Below are 18,879 nucleotides of genomic sequence, written 5' to 3'. Positions count from 1 at the left end.
TTGATTATAAGTTAAATAAACGAGCGAAGAACCCTTTTTTCTCTTCTTTAGGTTGATTGTTTGATGATTGAGAATGATCTTCTGTTGTTGTCATGTCTGAGTTAGAAGTTGAATCATTAGAAGTTGAGTTTGATATTTCCGATGTACGAGTTGAAAGGCTACTTGATTGTGAAGTTGAAGTAGTTTCGCTAGTTGATGCTACTGCACTTTCGGAATGAGAATCTGAATCAGAAGTGCTAGGTGCTTCTGAAGTACTTTCTTGTTCACTCTGAGAGTTTGAGTTACTTTCGCTTGATTTGTTATTATTTAGCGATTGTGTTGATTCATTTGATTTATGATTTGTCTTCGCAATTTCATTCGCTTGTTTCTCTTGTGATGACTGTATAGCTTCTTGAGAAGTTTGGATTGATTTTAAAGATTCTGTATTGGCATCAATTTTACTAGTAATTTCTGTTTGTAATTCTTTAAGCTCCTGCTGTTGTTGATGAACTTGATTAATCATTTGACCGAGCATTTGACGTTCTTCACGCATTTTTTGGATTTCGCTACGTAAATCTTCAACTAATTGAGCGACGTTTTGGTCAGTTGGTAATTGACTGTCCTCATCTTTAACGATCACTTGTAAGAAATCTTTCTCTTTTTCTAATTCATCAAATGCTAAGTCGTAACTATTTGTTTGTTTTACTTTATCAGCAATGTCTCTAAATAGTTCGATATCTTCTTCTTTAAAATCAGTAGCCTCACGTCCGCGATATTCAGTTTTACTAAGTTGATATCCACGTTCTTCTAAATGTTGTACAATTTTACGGACTTGTTTTTCACTTAGTTCGACACGTTGTGCAAATTCTTTGGTTAACATTGAAAAAGCCCCTTCATCATTTGGTTTATGTATACCGACGTTTGTCTACGGTCAGTGAAACGTCAGTCTTACTTCATATGATAGTTTACCCCTAATTAATAGTGATTTCAAGTGTTGTTATAAAGGCTTTCTTAAATTCATTTCTTCTAAAAGTGGGTAGATAATATCTCGAGAAATGCCATTTGCGAAGACATACTTAAGAATATAATTAGATTTTACACTTGTCCCGTAAATATCTTTGGTTAATTCAATATTTGCTTTTATAAATAGGTCTACTTTAAAAGGAGATTCATCAAATGTGTAATTCGGATGAATATAATCAATTTCTTCTTGTTTCTCAAAGTTATTTTCGTAAAGAAATTGGCGACGGTGTTCAAGTATTTTGTTAGTTTGTTCATCAACATGATGTGGCTCTTTAGGAACTTCTAACATAATAAAATTGATATTTCTATCATGTATATCATGAGATAAATGATTTAATTGATGTTCCACTTCGTTTAAAGTTAAAGTCATTAATTCATCGTGATTAGGACCGTCTTTGGCTATTAAATAGATAAGGAATGCTGCATTCGTGGTTGCTTCATAATGTGCAGTCGCTAAGCTGACAACTTGATTATTTTCGACGCCTACTACGAATGCGTAATCTTTCTCCGTTTTGTTGTTTTCTAAAGAACGTTTAAAGATTTTGCGATCTTCATCTAAACCAATATCTAATTTCGCGTCGTATAGTTCAAGTGCTTTTTCAAATAAAGGATCATTGGCTGATTGAATTGCTTTAAACTCCATAGCATTACCCCCGTTAATATTTACTATATTATAGGATAATCCTACTATATAATCACTTCTCATGTGTCACATAAATAAAAAAACACCACGATGCATACGCTTCATTACGTAAACATGATGGTGTCTATCATTGAAACTTTAAAATCAATTAAGATTTAGGACCCTTTGATTCAGCAGCATAATGTGTAATGTCGATTTCTTTGTATGCTGCATTGTGATCTTCAACTTCGTCATGGGAAGAATTATCACGATTTGCTACTAGTAATAATTTATTATCTAATATATCTTGTTTGTGTTCTTCAAGTTGTTCTTCAGTTAAGTTGTAACGTGAAAGAACAGCTTCTTCACCATCTTCACCAGTTAATAGACGAGACATGCGATCACTAAATGAACCGCTTGTAGCTATCATTGAAATTTGAGAGTTGTGTAGGTCGTCTAAATGTAATTTACTTTTACTGATAACAGCTAATTCAGTTTCTAAATAGCCTTCTGTTTTCTTTTGGTTGATTACATTGTATAGTTCACTTTTGTCGTTAACTACAATAATATCTGCCATAATTATCGCCCCTTCATGATTAAACTTGCTTTATAAAGTTATACCCTAGTCCGTTTTTATAAAACTTTTACATATATAATTATATAATTTTGATGTTGATTTTCCAATAAGAATCTATATTTGAAATTAAAACGATTACATAATAAATTGTTGATTTCTCAGCTTTGAACTATTTTAAATGATATTGAAAATACATGAAAAGTTTGCTATCATCATTAAATAATTTATTAAACTCATATAATCTAGAGAATATGGCTTTAGAAGTTTCTACCATGTCGCCATTAACGACATGACTATGGGTAACAACACAATACTTAGGAGTAGTTTAAAGCGTTGAAACATAACTGGGAAAGTGAAAGACGTTTTGATTCGTAATAAAACTCATTAAATTGGCATCTAACATTTTTAGCATTGTCACAATTTTAGTTTATTTATATCGAAATTGAATCATACGTTTTTAGGACTAAGTTGGCGTATCTTCTTCTTAATTTGCAACCTCGCAATGTATTGCTCGTTCACTCATAGATCCTGAAACTATACTTTAGTTTGAGGGTTTTTTTGTATCTAGAAATCAATACCAAAGAATTTGAGGAGGTTTTTTGAGTGGAGTCGTTAGGACGTAAGGTCAAAGAGGACGGCGTTGTGATTGATGAGAAAATTTTAAAAGTGGACGGTTTTTTAAATCATCAAATCGATGCTTCGCTTATGAATGAAGTAGGAAAAACGTTTTATGAACAGTTCAAAGACGAGGGTATTACCAAAATTTTAACCATAGAAGCATCAGGTATCGCCCCAGCTATCATGGCTTCTTTCCATTTCGATGTTCCTTGTTTATTTGCTAAAAAGGCTAAACCTAGCACATTAAAAGATGGTTTTTACAGTACAGATATTCATTCATTCACTAAAAATAAGACGAGTACAGTTATCGTTTCTGAAGAATTTTTAGATGAAAATGATAAAGTGCTTATTATTGATGATTTCTTAGCAAATGGAGATGCCTCATTAGGACTTAATGAAATTGTGCAACAAGCAAAGGCGACTACAGTTGGTATCGGTATCGTTGTTGAAAAAAGTTTCCAAGATGGGCGTCAACGTTTAGAAAATGAAGGACTGAAAGTATCTTCATTATGTAAAGTGGCATCATTAAAAGGTAATAAAGTTACGCTTTTAGGTGAACAATAATGAAGAATTTCATTCTAAGTGTTCAGCATCTTTTAGCAATGTACGCCGGAGCGATTTTAGTCCCTATAATCGTAGGAACTAGCTTAAAATTCTCTTCCGAAGAAATTGCTTATTTAGTAACAGTTGATATTTTTATGTGTGGTATTGCTACTTTTTTACAAGCTAATAAGATTACTGGAACAGGTTTACCCATTGTATTAGGTTGTACGTTTACTGCAGTAGCACCAATGATACTTATCGGACAAACGAAAGGTCTTGGCGTACTTTACGGCTCATTATTTGTTTCAGGAATTTTAGTCGTAATTATTGCGCCTTTCTTCTCTTATTTAGTTAAATTCTTTCCACCTGTTGTTACAGGAAGTGTCGTAACGATTATTGGTATTAATCTTATGCCTGTAGCAATGAACTATCTTGCTGGTGGGGAAGGTGCTAAAAATTATGGAGACCCTAAAAATTTGATTTTAGGTGGCGTGACATTGGTCATCATTCTAATTTTACAAAGGTTTACGAAAGGCTTCTTGAAATCAATTGCTATCCTCATAGGTCTTGTATTAGGGACAGCCTTAGCAGCTGTGTTCGGTCTGGTAGATATTAAACAAGTAGGGAGTGCCCATTGGGTTGGCTTACCTTTACCATTTAGATTCTCCGGTTTTGGCTTTGATTTAAGCTCAACACTCGTCTTCTTTATTGTTGCAGTCGTAAGCTTAATAGAGTCCACAGGTGTCTATCATGCACTTAGTGAGATTACTGGGAAAAAGCTTGAGCGAAAGGATTTTCGTAAAGGTTACACTGCGGAAGGTCTAGCAATCATTTTAGGATCTATATTTAATTCTTTCCCTTACACCGCATACTCACAAAATGTAGGTCTTGTGTCACTCTCAGGGGCTAAAAAGAATAACGTCATCTATGGCATGGTGGTTTTATTACTCGTTTGTGGTTGCATACCTAAGTTAGGTGCACTCGCTAACATCATCCCTTTACCTGTTTTAGGTGGCGCAATGATTGCAATGTTTGGCATGGTTATGGCGTATGGTGTAAGTATTTTAGGTAGTATTGATTTTAAAAATCAAAACAATTTATTAATTATCGCTGTTTCTGTAGGACTAGGCACAGGTATTAGTGCAGTCCCTCAAGCATTTAAAAGTTTAGGAGAACAATTTGCTTGGTTAACTCAAAATGGCATTGTTCTAGGTGCAATTTCTGCAATTATCTTAAATTTCTTTTTTAATGGTATAAATTATAAACAAAGCGACGAAAATGTGAAATAATGTAACTAACTATATTAAATTGGAGGCTGTTTTTAAATGTGGGAAAATAAGTTTGCTAAAGAATCTTTGACGTTCGACGATGTATTACTCATTCCAGCTGAATCAGATGTTTTACCTAGCGACGTAGATTTAAGTGTAGAATTATCAGATAGAATTAAATTAAACATTCCTGTTATTTCTGCAGGTATGGATACGGTAACTGAATCAAAAATGGCAATTGCTATGGCTCGTCAAGGTGGATTAGGTGTCATCCATAAAAATATGAGCATTGAAGAACAAGCTGATGAAGTACAAAAAGTTAAACGTTCTGAAAATGGTGTCATTACTAACCCGTTCTTCTTAACTCCAGATGAAAGTGTTTATGAAGCAGAAGCTTTGATGGGTAAATATCGTATTTCAGGTGTCCCAATTGTTGATAATCATGATGACAGAAATTTAGTAGGTATTATTACTAATCGTGATTTACGTTTCATTGAAGACTTTTCAATTAAGATTTCAGATGTAATGACGAAAGAAAATTTAATTACAGCTCCAGTTGGCACGACTTTAGATGAAGCGGAAGCGATTCTTCAAGACCATAAAATTGAAAAACTTCCATTAGTAGAAAATGGACGACTAGAAGGTTTAATCACAATTAAAGATATTGAAAAAGTATTAGAATTCCCATACGCAGCGAAAGACGCACATGGTCGTTTATTAGCAGCGGCGGCTATCGGTACGTCTAAAGATACGGAAGTTCGTGCTCAAAAACTAGTCGAAGCTGGTGTTGACGCATTAATTATTGATACCGCACATGGTCACTCTAAAGGCGTAATTGAGCAAGTTAAACATATTAAAGAAAAATATCCTGAAATCACAGTTGTAGCCGGTAATGTCGCAACTGCAGAAGCAACGCGTGCATTATTTGAAGCAGGTGCTGACGTTGTTAAAGTAGGTATTGGACCAGGTTCAATTTGTACGACACGTGTTGTTGCAGGTGTCGGTGTACCTCAAATCACAGCTGTATATGATTGTGCGACAGAAGCACGTAAGCATGGTAAAGCGATTATTGCTGACGGTGGTATTAAATTCTCAGGAGATATTATCAAAGCATTAGCGGCTGGTGGCCACGCGGTAATGTTAGGTAGCTTATTAGCTGGTACTGAAGAAAGTCCTGGTGCTACTGAAGTCTTCCAAGGTAGACAATATAAAGTTTATCGTGGTATGGGTTCATTAGGTGCTATGGAAAAAGGATCAAACGATCGTTACTTCCAAGAAGATAAAGCACCAAGAAAATTTGTTCCAGAAGGTATCGAAGGACGTACAGCTTATAAAGGCCCACTACAAGATACAGTTTATCAACTTATGGGCGGTGTAAGAGCTGGTATGGGTTATACTGGTTCTCCTGACTTGAAAACATTACGTGAAGAAGCACAATTTACACGTATGGGTCCTGCTGGTTTAGCAGAAAGCCACCCTCATAATGTACAAATTACTAAAGAATCACCAAACTATTCTTTCTAAATAAAGTATGAAGAAGTTTGATCATTTTAGAGGACGCTCTTTATAACGGTGACGTATGGGTTTGTTTAATTCATTTTTAAAAGTAATGGAAATAGACCATACGTTATCATTTGAGGGAGCGTTTCTCTAAGTATTACATAAATCAAAAACAATAAAGGAGATTCGCAATTATGGAAATGGCGAAAGAGCAAGAGTTAATTCTTGTCTTAGACTTTGGTAGCCAATACAATCAATTGATTACACGACGTATTCGTGAAATGGGCGTATACAGTGAATTACATGATCATGAGATTTCAATTGAAGAAATTAAACGTATGAATCCTAAAGGTATCATTCTTTCAGGTGGTCCAAATTCAGTTTATGAGGAAGGATCATTTACTGTTGACCCTGAAATTTATAATTTAGGGATTCCGGTCTTAGGTATTTGTTACGGCATGCAATTAACAACAAAACTATTAGGCGGTAAGGTAGAGCGCGCGAATGAGCGTGAATACGGTAAAGCAATCATTAATGCTAAGTCTGATGAGCTATTCTTCGGCTTGCCTTCGGAACAAACAGTTTGGATGAGTCATTCTGACAAAGTGATTGAAATTCCTGAAGGATTTGAAGTGATTGCAGATAGTCCGAGTACGAATTATGCAGCTATTGAAGATAAAACGCGTCGTATTTATGGTGTGCAGTTCCACCCAGAGGTACGTCACACTGAATTCGGTAACGACTTATTAAGAAACTTCGTGCGCCGTGTGTGTAATTGTACAGGCGAATGGACGATGGAAAACTTCATCGAAATCGAAATTGAGAAGATTCGTGAACAAGTTGGCGACCGTAAAGTGTTATGTGCAATGAGCGGTGGGGTTGATTCATCAGTCGTAGCAGTACTGTTACATAAGGCGATTGGTGACCAATTAACTTGTATCTTTGTTGACCATGGTTTACTTCGTAAAGGCGAAGGCGATATGGTAATGGAGCAGTTTGGTGAAGGATTTGATATGAACATTATTCGTGTTAATGCACAAGAGCGTTTCATGGATAAATTAAAAGGTGTATCTGATCCAGAACAAAAACGTAAAATCATCGGTAACGAATTCGTTTATGTATTTGATGACGAAGCGGCTAAGTTAACAGATGTTGATTTCTTAGCGCAAGGCACACTTTATACTGACGTGATTGAGTCAGGAACTAAAACGGCGCAAACTATTAAATCCCACCATAATGTTGGTGGATTACCTGAGGACATGGAATTTGAACTGATTGAACCAATTAATACATTGTTTAAGGATGAAGTACGTGCCTTAGGTATCGAGTTAGGTATTCCTGAACATTTAGTATGGAGGCAACCTTTCCCAGGCCCTGGTTTAGGTATCCGTGTACTTGGTGAAATTACTGAAGATAAATTAGAAATCGTACGTGAATCTGATGCGATTTTACGTGAAGTAGTGCGAGAAGAGGGTCTTGAAAGAGATATCTGGCAATACTTCACAGTGCTACCTGGCATCCAATCAGTAGGGGTCATGGGAGACTATCGTACGTATGATCATACAGTAGGTATTCGAGCAGTAACATCCATTGATGGGATGACAAGTGACTTTGCTCGTATCGACTGGGAAGTGTTACAAAAGATTTCAAGTCGCATTGTAAATGAAGTAGATCACGTTAACCGCGTCGTCTATGACATTACTTCTAAGCCCCCAAGTACAATAGAATGGGAGTAAGAAATATAAATTATTAAAGCCTTTAACCCTTGTGGTTGAAGGCTTTTTTGTTTTGTCATTCATTTGAATAAAGGACGAAAACAATGGGGGAGGGTAAGTTGTCATTGTACGTATTTGATTATAAAAATTAGGAAGTTGTGTCGAAAGTTTACATCAGTTATGGCTCCGCAGATATCTACCACTATTTATTTACTTTCTATCATGAAAATAGTAAAAATAAAATTTTTGTTAACAAAATATTTAAAGTATAAGTATTTCTTTCTACATTTTTGTTAAATAAAGCTAACTTCTATTATTTTATTAATTTATATTTTCATCTTTATTGCAAAATTGCACCGAAACAGTTAAAATATTTTTGGGATTGTTGGAAAAAGGGGATTTATATTTAAATTAAAGTAATCTGATTTTGGAAAAGTTATCTTTTATAAAAGCAATGTTTTTCTCACTATCATTCATTTAAAAAATGAAGTTTAACATCGATATTTCCACGTGCACATTGAAAATTGAATATAAGGGGGAATTCTTATGAACTATTACACTTATGTAGATAGAGAAAATTGTATTTCCTGTGCTGCCTGTGGAGTAGCTGCTCCTAATTTATTTAAATATGATGTAGAAGATATTGCATATGGGTGCTTAGATAATAACTGTGGATGTGAACCTATTCCATTTAATGAAATTGAACATTTGAAAAATGCATGTGAGGGTTGTCCGACGGAATCAATCAAAATATCACAACATCCATTTAATAAAAAGGAAGTGTGATAATGATGAATAAAAATGGTTTCGGCAAGTTATTGTTAGAAGTTCAAAATAAAGTCTATTGTTTGAAACATCCATCCGAAATTATTCGTACGCTTTTTACGTTAGATGGAAAAATAGATACGTCCGTTGGAATAAAAAGTCTCAATTTAGAACAAAGTGTCATATACCAAAATTTAACAGAGCTAAATTGTAAAGTCGTGTTTACCTCAAAGTTAGAAAATGTAGATGAAAATAGGATATATTTCGGAATAACTGAATATGGAAGATTACTTTTGGGTGCGGATTATTTTTTGGATAACTACACATTTACATTCGGTTACTTCGAAGTTGATGAACACGTGATAAAAGTCATAAAAGACAATATCCGACAAAAAATAGAGATAGAAGAACAAATATTTAATGGAGAAGTAAACTCGTTTTTTAAAGATAAAAGTAAAGACGAAATCAACGATATATTAAAATTTATAAAGTTTAATATATATCACATGGCTCCGATATTACTTTATGTCAACGATAAAACTTTTAGTACATTTTATAACTATAATAATTTAATAAAAGAATTCGATGGAGATACAGATGAATTTTTATTAAATGATTTGCCTTATAAAAATATTGAAAATTGGGAGAAAGCAGAAAAAATTTTTGTTTTTAATATGTATCTATTACTTAAATCCGGACCTCCCTCACGTGGAGAAGAAGTAAACGGTATACATTTCTCACTGTCATTTTTAAAAGATTATTTTAATCAAAAAATCAAAGAATATAGTCAAATATTGAAAAGAAAGACGGATGGTGATTTTAGTTTAGAAAAACAAGCGGTACTTATATTTTCAATGAGAAAAGAAATAGAAAATCACTATTTAATATATAGGTTTATCAATGGCCTGAATTTACATAAAGAGGAAAGATATATTGACAATAGAGAATTGTCTAAACAGAACGATGATTGTTTAAAAACAGATTTAGAAAGATTAACCTCTGTAAAATTCTCAAAAGATTACTATCATTATTTTTGCCAAATTATAGAGAAAAATCTTGATAAAGAACCTTATCAAATCATTGAAAAAATGATGCATACAATCATAAATAGAGCAATTTCTCGCACTTCATCTGATATAGGTATGGCAAGAGGGTTTAGAGCACCACTAAAATTTTATGAAGCTCACCAAAAAGATGAGCTAGAAGAGATTTTTAATTGGGGACAAAATGAATATTTTTGTTGTGTAGTCCCAAGTGCACTCATGAAAAGTGCCTTTCAAAATAATTCTAAGATACTAGCTGGCGTGCTTACCGCTATAAGTAAAAGAATGGAATACAATAGTTGGCATTATACCCCGGGAAATTTTTTGAATAATCAAACAAGGATCACGCGTCATTTCTATTTTCCGCCTGTTATGGCTGACATCACCAAGTGGAGTGATCAGCATCATAAAGGGCATGTGTTCGCTAAAGTCAGACATGCCATTCGTTGTCCAGGCTCTATTAAAAATGGGGCGACGATATATAACGCATTTTTTGATTTAAGATTAATGAAACAAAGTGGAAGTGATTACAGTGAGAATGACCTTGTCATCGCTATATATTATAAAGAGATATTGAAGCTATTATTTCAATCTTGGTTTGATGTATGTAAGAGAACTAAGCAAGAAATCAATATCACTATTTATAGCAGAGAATGGTACCAAAATGAATATATTACAGATAAAGTGGGTGGTTAGGATATGGAAACCTTACTATTTATAAACTTAAGAAGCCATAAGGTAGAGAGAATTCAACCTATTATAGAAGCTAAAAATTTAGGATATCGAGTAGTTTTAATGGCAGATAAAGACCCTAAGTTAATCGGTCATTTATTAGATGAATTAATTATTATTAATTCTTATGAAATTCAAAAAACGATTAATACAGTTATTGAATATAACAAAAACATAAAAATAAGTGGTGTTTTTACCTGGTCAGATAAAGATGTGGAACTTGTGTCTTTTTTAAACAAAGAATTGGGTTTACCTGGTATAAATCCAGAAATTGTGCAAAATGTGAGAAATAAATATTTGATGAGACGTGCGATGTCGAATGTTGAGGGGCTTTGCCCGAAATTTCAAGAGGTTGAAAGCTTGAACGATTTAAAAGAGGCAGTCACTCAGATTGGAATACCAGGTATATTAAAACCAGTTGGCGCCTCTGGTAGTAAAGGCATTTTTAAAATTGAAAGTAAAGCACATTTAGAAGATATGTTTAATTTATTATTGGATTCTACCTCTCCTAAAAAAGATAAAGTTTACCGTTACTATCCTAACCAATATATTTATGAAGAATACATTGAAGGAGAAGAGGTCTCTGTTGAAGGTGTTGTGCAAAATAAAGAAATATTTATAGCTGGGATTACTGATAAAAGCGTAACAGCTGAATTCTCTTTAGAATATATTGCATTTTTTCCTTCTGATAAGCCTAAAAAAGTTAAAGATGAAATCAAAAAGAAAACTAAATTGGCGATTCAAAGTTTAGATATTGATCACTGTGCTTTTCATTTAGAAGGTCGGTTAACGAAATCTGGGTTCAAAGTGATAGAGATTGCGGCAAGACCAGCTGGCGGATTTATAACATCACATCTTATCAGACTATCTTCAGGGCATTCATTTATTGAAAAAATTATCGATGTTGCTGTTGGACATCATGTTAAAGATCGTTGGCCAGATTATGAAAATGGTAATAAGAAATTATGCTTTTATAGTATACGCGCACATCAAAGTGGAACATTCAAAAAAATTGTAGGTTTCGATTCTATTATGGAAATACCTGGCGTCATAGCTGTCATACCTTTGAAAGAAGAAGGTGACGAAGTCATCATGCCACCTGAACATTTCTCTAGTTGCTTCATTGCCAATATTATTTTAGAAGGAAAAAGCACTAAAGATATTGAAAACATCATCGGAGAAATCGAATCATTTATAAAGGTGGAGATACAATGACTGTCATTATATTGTCTAATACCGATGGAAACAAAACGCCTTATGATGCGTGGTTTCCAAATGCAGAAGAAAATATCATTCTTTTTTGCCCGAAAGAAAAAGAACATACGTTTATTCAACATCATTTTTTATTCATTGAATCATTTGAGAACTACGTGGATAACGTGGATGTTGAAATTAAAGCGATACAGTTAAGCAAAAAGTACAATATCACTAACATATTATCTATCTCAGAATTTGACGTTGTGCGAAGTGCAAAGTTAAGAGAGATTCTACATTGTCCCGGTCAGTCATTAATAAGTGCGGAAGCATATAGAGATAAACTATTGATGAAGCAATTACTTCACGGTTCATCTGTAAATATTCCTAAATTTGAAAAAGTCATTTCTAAAGCACAAGTTGAAAATTTTGTACAACAAACTAACTATCCTGTGGTGTTAAAACCCATCTATGGTTCAGGTTCTATGGATGTATTTATAGCTAAAAATCAACAAGATATAGACACCTTTTTTGAAGAAAATAGAAATATAAATAATTATGAAATCGAAGCGTTTATAAATGGAGATATGTATCATGTTGATGGACTAATTCATAATAATAAAGTCATCGTTTCTTATGTTTCTAAATATTATAAAGGTTGCTTAGAATTTCAAAAAAATCAACCTTTAGCGAGTTATATGGTTGATGAAAGTAATGCATTAAATATCACTTTCAAAGCACAAGCTGAAAAAGTCATAGATATATTACCTAGCTTTCCAAACGGTTCATTTCATGCCGAATTTTTCTTAACTGATAGTGGTGAGATATATTTTTGTGAAATAGGAAGTAGAACTGGAGGTGCAGAAGTAGGAAACGTCATTCAGAACTCGACGAATATTCACTTGAATAAAGAAAGTTTATATATGCAAATGTATGAGGATCATGCATGTACAATTCAACAAGAATCTGTTGAACGATACTCTGGCTTTGTTTTACTACCACCTCAAAATGGTGTTTATAAAGGTATTAAGAAACACTTAGTTTATGACTGGATAGTAAAATTTAAAAATACTGCTCAAAAAAATAAAACCTATAACGATGCGCAATTTAGCGTGGATCATATCATATCTGTTTTAATAGAAGGCAATAATGAACAAGAACTTATTTCTAGAATTAATATTGTCACTGATTGGTATGAAAAAAATGTTATATGGGAACAACATCATTAGAATAAAGGAGATTTTTGTTGAAAAATTTACCTGAAATCACATATATACTATTTTTAGCTACATTTCTTGAAAGATTTAGCTATTTTCTAATCATACCTTTTTTATCAATTTATTTAGCTCAAAACTATCATTTTAGTGGTTTGGAAATAGGGTTGGTTGTTTCGACCTTTGCGATCACATCTTTATTTATGAGTTTTATAGCGGCCCCTTTTATCGATAAAATAGATAAAAAAATAATTATTTTTTCTGGTTTATTTCTATCGTCAATGAGTTTTCTGTGTTTCCCTTTAATCAGTAAATATATTTTTTTCATTATATTTGCTTTAGTTAATAGTATAGGAAGTAGTCTTCTTTCTCCGACATATAAAACAATTTTGGCATTATTCACTGAAAAAAAGGATAAGGAATTGGTATTTAATGTACGCTATTATCTTGTTAATATTTCAGCTACATTGGCTCCATTATTGTCAGTACAGTTGCAATTTTTAGGCGTTAATATCATTTGTTACATCATTTTTATGGCTTATTGTATCAATTTCAATGCATTTGTTTATGCATTTTTCATACTTAAATTAGATTTGAAAAATAAAAATAATACTTTAAAAATTGATATTAATCGCATATATACTACATTTCGTGATGATAGAGCATATTCGTGTTTAGTCATTGGATTAGTCCTATTTATGTTTGGTTATACCGTTATGACTAGTATATTGCCCCAATTCTTTGCGTCGCATTATCAAAATACTGACGCTTCAAAGTTATTTGCGCTGTTACTTTCAATAAATGGAATTACAGTTATAACATGCCAATTTTTCGTTTATTTCTTTAGCAAACGCACATCCATTAAGACAGCAATGATAACAGGAGCTGCTTTATTGCCCATGAGTTTATTTGTGCTAGGGACAGTTGATGATATTATCTTCAAATGTATCGCAATGGTAGTGTTTACCTTGGGTGAAATGCTGGTGTTTACAATGATGGATATACGGATTGATGAATTATCCGATTGTAATTATAAAGGTACGTATTATTCGTTAGCTGGGTTACAAAATCTAGGTGCTCTGTTGGTACCAATTATAGGTGGTTTATGTTTAGACCGTATTCAACAAGATTGGTTGTTATTTGGTTTATTATCTATCATAACTTCATTCAGTATATTATTTTTCTATAAAAGTAATAAACTTGCATAATCATTATGAAGAGATAGTTATCTTAAGTTGGTGATTGTATATTTAACTTCCTAAGTGTATAAATATAGATTTTAATTGTAATATTTTGTTGTAATTTCAACATTTATGTATTGATGTTTGTCAGTTAGGCAAAATTGATTCATTGTAGTTTTAAGGTTTTATAATGAAAATGTAAAAAAATAATTGAGAGGAGATGAAATTCATGAGTGATTTAATTCAATTCGCGAAAAAAGTCTTCGATTTCTTAAGAAGTATTTTAGTAAATGGTGCACCTAAATTTTAAATAGATGGCCACTCCATTAGGGAGTGGTTTTGTTGTATTAGATTGTAGTAAAACGTCAAAAAAATCAACATTTAGATTTTTGAAATTTTTGAAAGTTTAATATATATTTGTAAAACAAACTTTAAGTCTAACAATTCGGAGGGATTTATGAAGAGCGTCAATCCATTTATATATGTAAAGGATGTAGATAAATCATTAAGTTATTACAAAGATGTCTTTCAAGCAAACACTGAAATTTTAATAGCTAAAGATGGTAAAACATATCATGCCCAACTTATTATCGGAGAAAACACGTTCGTTCATTTCTCTGATACCTTTCATAAACATTCTATTTCTAAAAATCCACATCTTCTTGTCGATTGTGATTCTAAAGAAGAATTAGAACGTGTATATCAACGTTTAATCGACGATGGTGGACATATTAAAGTAAAATTATATAAAACATTTTTTAACGCGTATCATGCTGAAGTTAAAGATCGTTTGAATGGTATTACTTGGGTTTTTAATTATTTTATTGATGGTACTTTTTAAAGTTAAATATTGTTCGATGGGTTAGTTGAAAACGTGCATGTATTTTCAACTAACCTTTTTAATGTATGCGGGGAGTAAAATCATTTTCAAAAATAAAGTATTGATTAATAGGATTAACTTCTTTAAAATGTAAAACGTAATAATTACTATTTACATAAAGAGGAGTTCTTTAAATGGCTAAAATACCCGTGACAGTTCTAAGTGGATACTTAGGTTCTGGAAAAACAACATTACTGAATCATATTTTGAAAAATAGAGAGGGACGCCGTATCGCAGTGATTGTTAATGATATGAGCGAAGTCAATATCGATAAGGATTTAGTAGCACAAGGGGGAGGACTTTCTAGGACGGATGAGAAACTTGTAGAACTTTCAAATGGATGTATCTGTTGCACTTTGAGAGATGATTTACTTAAAGAAGTTGAACGTTTAGTGAGAAAGGGTGGCATTGATCAAATTGTCATTGAATCCACAGGAATTTCAGAACCTGTACCAGTAGCTCAAACGTTTTCGTATATAGATGAAGAATTAGGGATTGATTTAACTGCTATATGCAGATTAGATACAATGGTAACCGTTGTTGATGCCAATCGCTTTATTAATGATATTCAATCAGAAGATTTATTGATGGATAGAGATGAAAGCATCGGAGACGCCGATGACCGTACGATTGCTGATTTACTCATCGATCAAGTTGAATTTTGTGATGTCATGATTATTAATAAAATTGATTTAGTAAGTAAAGAAGCATTGGCAAAACTGGAGAAAACACTTCGTGCATTACAACCTGAAGCGAGGATGATCAAAACAGTCAATGCAGAAGTTGATTTATCAGAAGTGTTGAATACTCAGTTATTTGATTTCGAGAAGGCAAGTGAGTCTGCCGGGTGGATAAAAGAACTCACACATGGCGGACATGAACATCATACGCCTGAGACTGAAGAATATGGCATTTCATCATTTGTGTATCGTAGAAAACTTCCTTTCAACGCTGATCGTTTTAAAGAGTGGTTCGATCATTTACCTAGCAATATTGTAAGATCCAAAGGTATTGTTTGGTTCGCACAACACAATAGTGTTGCATGTTTACTCTCGCAGGCAGGGTCTTCTTGTGAAGTTCGTCCAGTCACATATTGGGTGGCGACAATGCCTGAACTAAAACAACGTGAAATTCTTATGGCCCGAGAAGAGATAGCTGCTGAATGGGATTTAGAATATGGTGATAGACATACGCAGTTCGTTATTATTGGAACGGAATTAGACCAAGAGAAGATTACTAGACAACTAGATGCGTGCTTGATTAATACTGAAGAAATGGATCAAGATTGGCGTTTGCTTCATGATCCTTATCAGTGGAAATATGATAAAAGGATGTAAGGGAAACTATAGTAGGTTGAGTTTAGTGAGGAAATCAAAGATTTAAATTATGATATTGAATACGTAAATTTTACTAAGTTAAGAAAATAAACTCGTAACAAGCGAATTCAAATCAAAAAATCTATTCTCAAAATGTAAATTCTTATCTTTGATTCCAAGTGTTAATAGTGTGAAACTAGACAAAGGCGCATTACTTTCCTTCTTATTGGTTTCGTCACTTATAAATATTAAGTTAATTGAGCTCTTTTTATATTCAAAAAGATTGAAAAAACTGATGAGTATTTTGCTCATCAGTTTAATTTATTATAGAATCTAATAAAAATTAAAAGTATTAACTCTTATGGGTGTTGGATATATTATTTAGATTCAGATTTCCTCTTTAATAATTTTAATAAAAAAGGTGATAGTGCTAAAAAGAGTGTGAGTGATGCGAATAGCCATGCATGACTTGCTCCTTCTACGAGTTGACCTGAATTTGATGAATTACTAATAAATAATGAAGTGACTGCTGTATAAAAAGCAATACCGATATTTTGAACCATTCTTTGAGTTGCTCCAACTGTACCTTGCATATCTTGTGATACAGTTTTCATTATTGCTGAAGTATTAGAAGGTAGGAAAAAACCTCCGCCTATACCATATAGTAATAACAATAGACTTATTGTTATCGGATTTAATATATATTGTAATAATCCTAAGTTGGTATATGCAACAATCATAATAATTAATCCTATAGTCATTAATATAATATTGCCAATGCGAGAAATTAATTTTCCAGTTATTTTTGAAATAAGTACTAATCCTAAAGGAGAGGTTAAATTTACTAATCCTATTTGCCAAGATGAAAGATGATTAATTTTTTCTAAAATATATGGAGGAACTATAAAACCTAAAGAAGTTGTACCTCCAAAAACAAATATCGCAAATATAGGAGACGAAAAAGACATATTTTTGAATAAACGTAAATCGATGATAGGATGATTTGTTTTTAATTCCCACATAATAAATAAGCAAAAAGCAACAATAAAGATTAAAAAATTTCCATATACTGAGATATTAAAAATTGAGTGATAAGACCAAGAGGTTAAACTTATCAGTAAACAAAATATAGATAAAAATAATAATAAATTTCCACGTATATCTAAATGAATAGACGTACTTTTTTGCTCTGTAATATACTTTTTTAAAAGTAAACAGCCTATTAAACCTATAAGTATAATGGGAATATTAATCCAAAATATCCATCTCCAATTCCCTATAGATATTAAAAGACCTCCGATACTTGGCCCCAAAACTGGACCTATCCCTAATAGAATACTTAAAGTTCCCAATGCCGGTCCTTGTCTATTTTCAGGAATAGTCGTAGTAATAATAGCTGTAGCAGTTCCTTGTAACATTGCTGCACCTATGCCTTGTAAACCCCGAAATACGATTAATTGTATAATATCATTTGAAAATCCGCATAAAATAGAAGCAATTAAAAAAATAGTTAATCCGAAGATATAAATATTTAAGCGACTGTATTTATCGCTTAATCTCCCAAATATTATAATTGTACCTGTTAATAACAAAGTATACAGCGTAACACTCCAAGTAATAAAAGAAATATCAACATTAAAAGATTTTGATAAAGTGGGTAATGCTACATTGATAATTCCACTATCGAGAGTGGATAAAAACATTCCTATTCCTGCTGTAAAAACAACTAAATGATCGAAATACTTAGAAGAATTCATCTATAATACCTCCCCGACTTTTTCTTCTATAAATCATTAGTCTAGAAACTGTCTTAATTGGTATAAACATTATAAGAATTTATCTTCTGAACTCTTTCATTTAAATTGTCAATTCAACTATTATTAAAATTAAGCTATAGCAAATGGCGTAGTGAAAATGAGTAGTACGAAAAAGTTAATTAAGAATAAAGTGACGTTTAATGGTTGGTTGGCTTTAAACATTCCTATGATGTTAATAATAATAGATATCACAAAGAAAGTTGCACCTGGGAAATACCAAAAACTAAAGCCACTTTCGTTATATAAATTAGTAAACATTGTTGTATAGCAAATAAAAACACTGATTAGTGTAAAAATAATGGATAAAATATTTAATATTGAGAGTCTTTTCATATATTGTCGTTCCTTTCGATGTCGTTTTATGATCTTAGCATTACAATTGAATTAGCAAATTGTATGCTATACATACTATTATATGTATACATATGTTTATTACAATAGTTATTTTTAGCTTTAATATAAATATTCAAAAGAAATGGCGCGAGAGTTTGTTTGTGTGGATAGATGCATCAATGCATACAAGGATAATAAGTCATAAAAAAACCACCATCCGTAGGGATAGTGGTTGAAGTATTAGTATGAACTATTTTTTGAATTTTTTAACTAAGTCTACGATAGTTTTAACGATTTCGATGATTGTTGTAACGATACCCATGTTTAGTGGCCTCCCTTCGTATCGGTGTATGTTAGAGAATTTTTATTGACTACTCATAAGCCATAAGTAATAGCTTTAGATGAATCAATAAACTTATTTTTTTGTAAGTTTGTCAATTAAGCCTTTGAGTACTTTAACGATTTGATTGATGATATCACTCATTAAAATTACCTCCTTTGCTTATTTGATATCTTTATTGTAACGAGATAATACTTTGGGTAGAGTAAAAGTTCCTAA

18 protein-coding genes and 1 riboswitch are annotated in these 18,879 nt (G+C 32.4%); of the genes, 11 read left to right on the top strand and 7 right to left on the bottom strand.

The features are described from left to right. Positions 1-4 precede the first annotated feature (4 nt). The 3 genes from JMUB898_RS12240 to JMUB898_RS12230 form a co-directional block, all read right to left on the bottom strand. Complete coding sequence (locus JMUB898_RS12240; RefSeq protein ID WP_002445185.1) at positions 5-859, bottom strand: hypothetical protein; 855 nt, start codon at positions 857-859, stop codon at positions 5-7. A gap of 117 nt (positions 860-976) precedes the next feature. Then, positions 977-1,645: a hypothetical protein gene (locus tag JMUB898_RS12235; protein WP_037541792.1), complete on the bottom strand. Its 669-nt coding sequence runs from the start codon at positions 1,643-1,645 to the stop codon at positions 977-979. 148 nt (positions 1,646-1,793) lie between these two features. Continuing rightward, the gene (locus JMUB898_RS12230) at positions 1,794-2,201 is read right to left on the bottom strand and encodes a YflT domain-containing protein (RefSeq protein WP_002445190.1); all 408 of its coding nucleotides are present in this window, start codon (positions 2,199-2,201) and stop codon (positions 1,794-1,796) included. Positions 2,202-2,414: 213 nt separating this feature from the next. Then, a riboswitch (purine riboswitch) is annotated at positions 2,415-2,517 on the top strand. Between the two features lie 287 nt (positions 2,518-2,804). On the opposite strand from JMUB898_RS12230, the gene xpt reads away from it, so the two are divergent. The 11 genes from xpt to JMUB898_RS12175 all read left to right on the top strand — a co-directional run bounded on the left by xpt (position 2,805) and on the right by JMUB898_RS12175 (position 16,191). Beyond that, positions 2,805-3,383, top strand: a complete 579-nt coding sequence (gene xpt / locus JMUB898_RS12225) for a xanthine phosphoribosyltransferase (protein ID WP_002445192.1) — start codon at positions 2,805-2,807, stop codon at positions 3,381-3,383. Next, entirely contained in the window at positions 3,383-4,651 is a 1,269-nt protein-coding gene (gene pbuX / locus JMUB898_RS12220) for a xanthine permease PbuX (RefSeq protein WP_002445193.1), read from the top strand. The genes xpt and pbuX overlap by 1 nt, the downstream gene beginning before the upstream one ends. Before the next feature lie 36 nt (positions 4,652-4,687). Beyond that, complete coding sequence (guaB, locus tag JMUB898_RS12215) at positions 4,688-6,154, top strand: IMP dehydrogenase (protein ID WP_002445195.1); 1,467 nt, start codon at positions 4,688-4,690, stop codon at positions 6,152-6,154. 170 nt (positions 6,155-6,324) lie between these two features. Beyond that, positions 6,325-7,866 (top strand): glutamine-hydrolyzing GMP synthase, encoded by a 1,542-nt coding sequence (gene guaA / locus JMUB898_RS12210; RefSeq protein WP_002445197.1) that lies wholly within the window; start codon positions 6,325-6,327, stop codon positions 7,864-7,866. A gap of 525 nt (positions 7,867-8,391) precedes the next feature. Then, positions 8,392-8,631 (top strand): ferredoxin, encoded by a 240-nt coding sequence (locus tag JMUB898_RS12205; protein WP_002445199.1) that lies wholly within the window; start codon positions 8,392-8,394, stop codon positions 8,629-8,631. Between the two features lie 2 nt (positions 8,632-8,633). Continuing rightward, on the top strand, positions 8,634-10,349 hold the full coding sequence (locus JMUB898_RS12200; RefSeq protein ID WP_002445201.1) for a hypothetical protein: 1,716 nt from the start codon (positions 8,634-8,636) through the stop codon (positions 10,347-10,349). Positions 10,350-10,352: 3 nt separating this feature from the next. Further along, entirely contained in the window at positions 10,353-11,600 is a 1,248-nt protein-coding gene (locus tag JMUB898_RS12195; protein WP_002445203.1) for an ATP-grasp domain-containing protein, read from the top strand. Continuing rightward, complete coding sequence (locus JMUB898_RS12190) at positions 11,597-12,808, top strand: ATP-grasp domain-containing protein (protein ID WP_002445205.1); 1,212 nt, start codon at positions 11,597-11,599, stop codon at positions 12,806-12,808. Before JMUB898_RS12195 ends, JMUB898_RS12190 begins: the two co-directional genes overlap by 4 nt. A gap of 17 nt (positions 12,809-12,825) precedes the next feature. Then, a complete protein-coding gene (locus JMUB898_RS12185) occupies positions 12,826-14,001 on the top strand; it encodes an MFS transporter (protein WP_002445207.1) in 1,176 nt (391 codons plus the stop codon). Positions 14,002-14,431: 430 nt separating this feature from the next. Then, on the top strand, positions 14,432-14,815 hold the full coding sequence (locus JMUB898_RS12180; protein WP_002445209.1) for a VOC family protein: 384 nt from the start codon (positions 14,432-14,434) through the stop codon (positions 14,813-14,815). 173 nt (positions 14,816-14,988) lie between these two features. Then, entirely contained in the window at positions 14,989-16,191 is a 1,203-nt protein-coding gene (locus JMUB898_RS12175) for a GTP-binding protein (RefSeq protein ID WP_002445211.1), read from the top strand. A gap of 356 nt (positions 16,192-16,547) precedes the next feature. On the opposite strand, the gene JMUB898_RS12170 is transcribed toward JMUB898_RS12175, so the two are convergent. The 4 genes from JMUB898_RS12170 to JMUB898_RS12900 form a co-directional block, all read right to left on the bottom strand. Beyond that, positions 16,548-17,927 (bottom strand): MFS transporter, encoded by a 1,380-nt coding sequence (locus JMUB898_RS12170; RefSeq protein WP_002445213.1) that lies wholly within the window; start codon positions 17,925-17,927, stop codon positions 16,548-16,550. Positions 17,928-18,056: 129 nt separating this feature from the next. Next, the gene (locus JMUB898_RS12165; RefSeq protein ID WP_080981430.1) at positions 18,057-18,320 is read right to left on the bottom strand and encodes a hypothetical protein; all 264 of its coding nucleotides are present in this window, start codon (positions 18,318-18,320) and stop codon (positions 18,057-18,059) included. Between the two features lie 250 nt (positions 18,321-18,570). After that, positions 18,571-18,642 carry a PSM-delta family phenol-soluble modulin gene (locus tag JMUB898_RS12905; RefSeq protein WP_095323428.1) on the bottom strand — a complete coding sequence of 24 codons (72 nt, stop codon included), beginning with the start codon at positions 18,640-18,642 and terminating at the stop codon, positions 18,571-18,573. A gap of 93 nt (positions 18,643-18,735) precedes the next feature. Further along, complete coding sequence (locus tag JMUB898_RS12900) at positions 18,736-18,804, bottom strand: alpha-1/alpha-2 family phenol-soluble modulin (RefSeq protein WP_103213502.1); 69 nt, start codon at positions 18,802-18,804, stop codon at positions 18,736-18,738. Positions 18,805-18,879 lie beyond the last annotated feature (75 nt).

Source organism: Staphylococcus caprae (genome assembly GCF_003966625.1).
GTDB classification, from domain to species: Bacteria; Bacillota; Bacilli; order Staphylococcales; family Staphylococcaceae; genus Staphylococcus; species Staphylococcus caprae.
The sequence above is the reverse complement of the archived record's forward strand: the minus strand, read 5'-3'. Positions and strand labels throughout refer to the sequence as shown.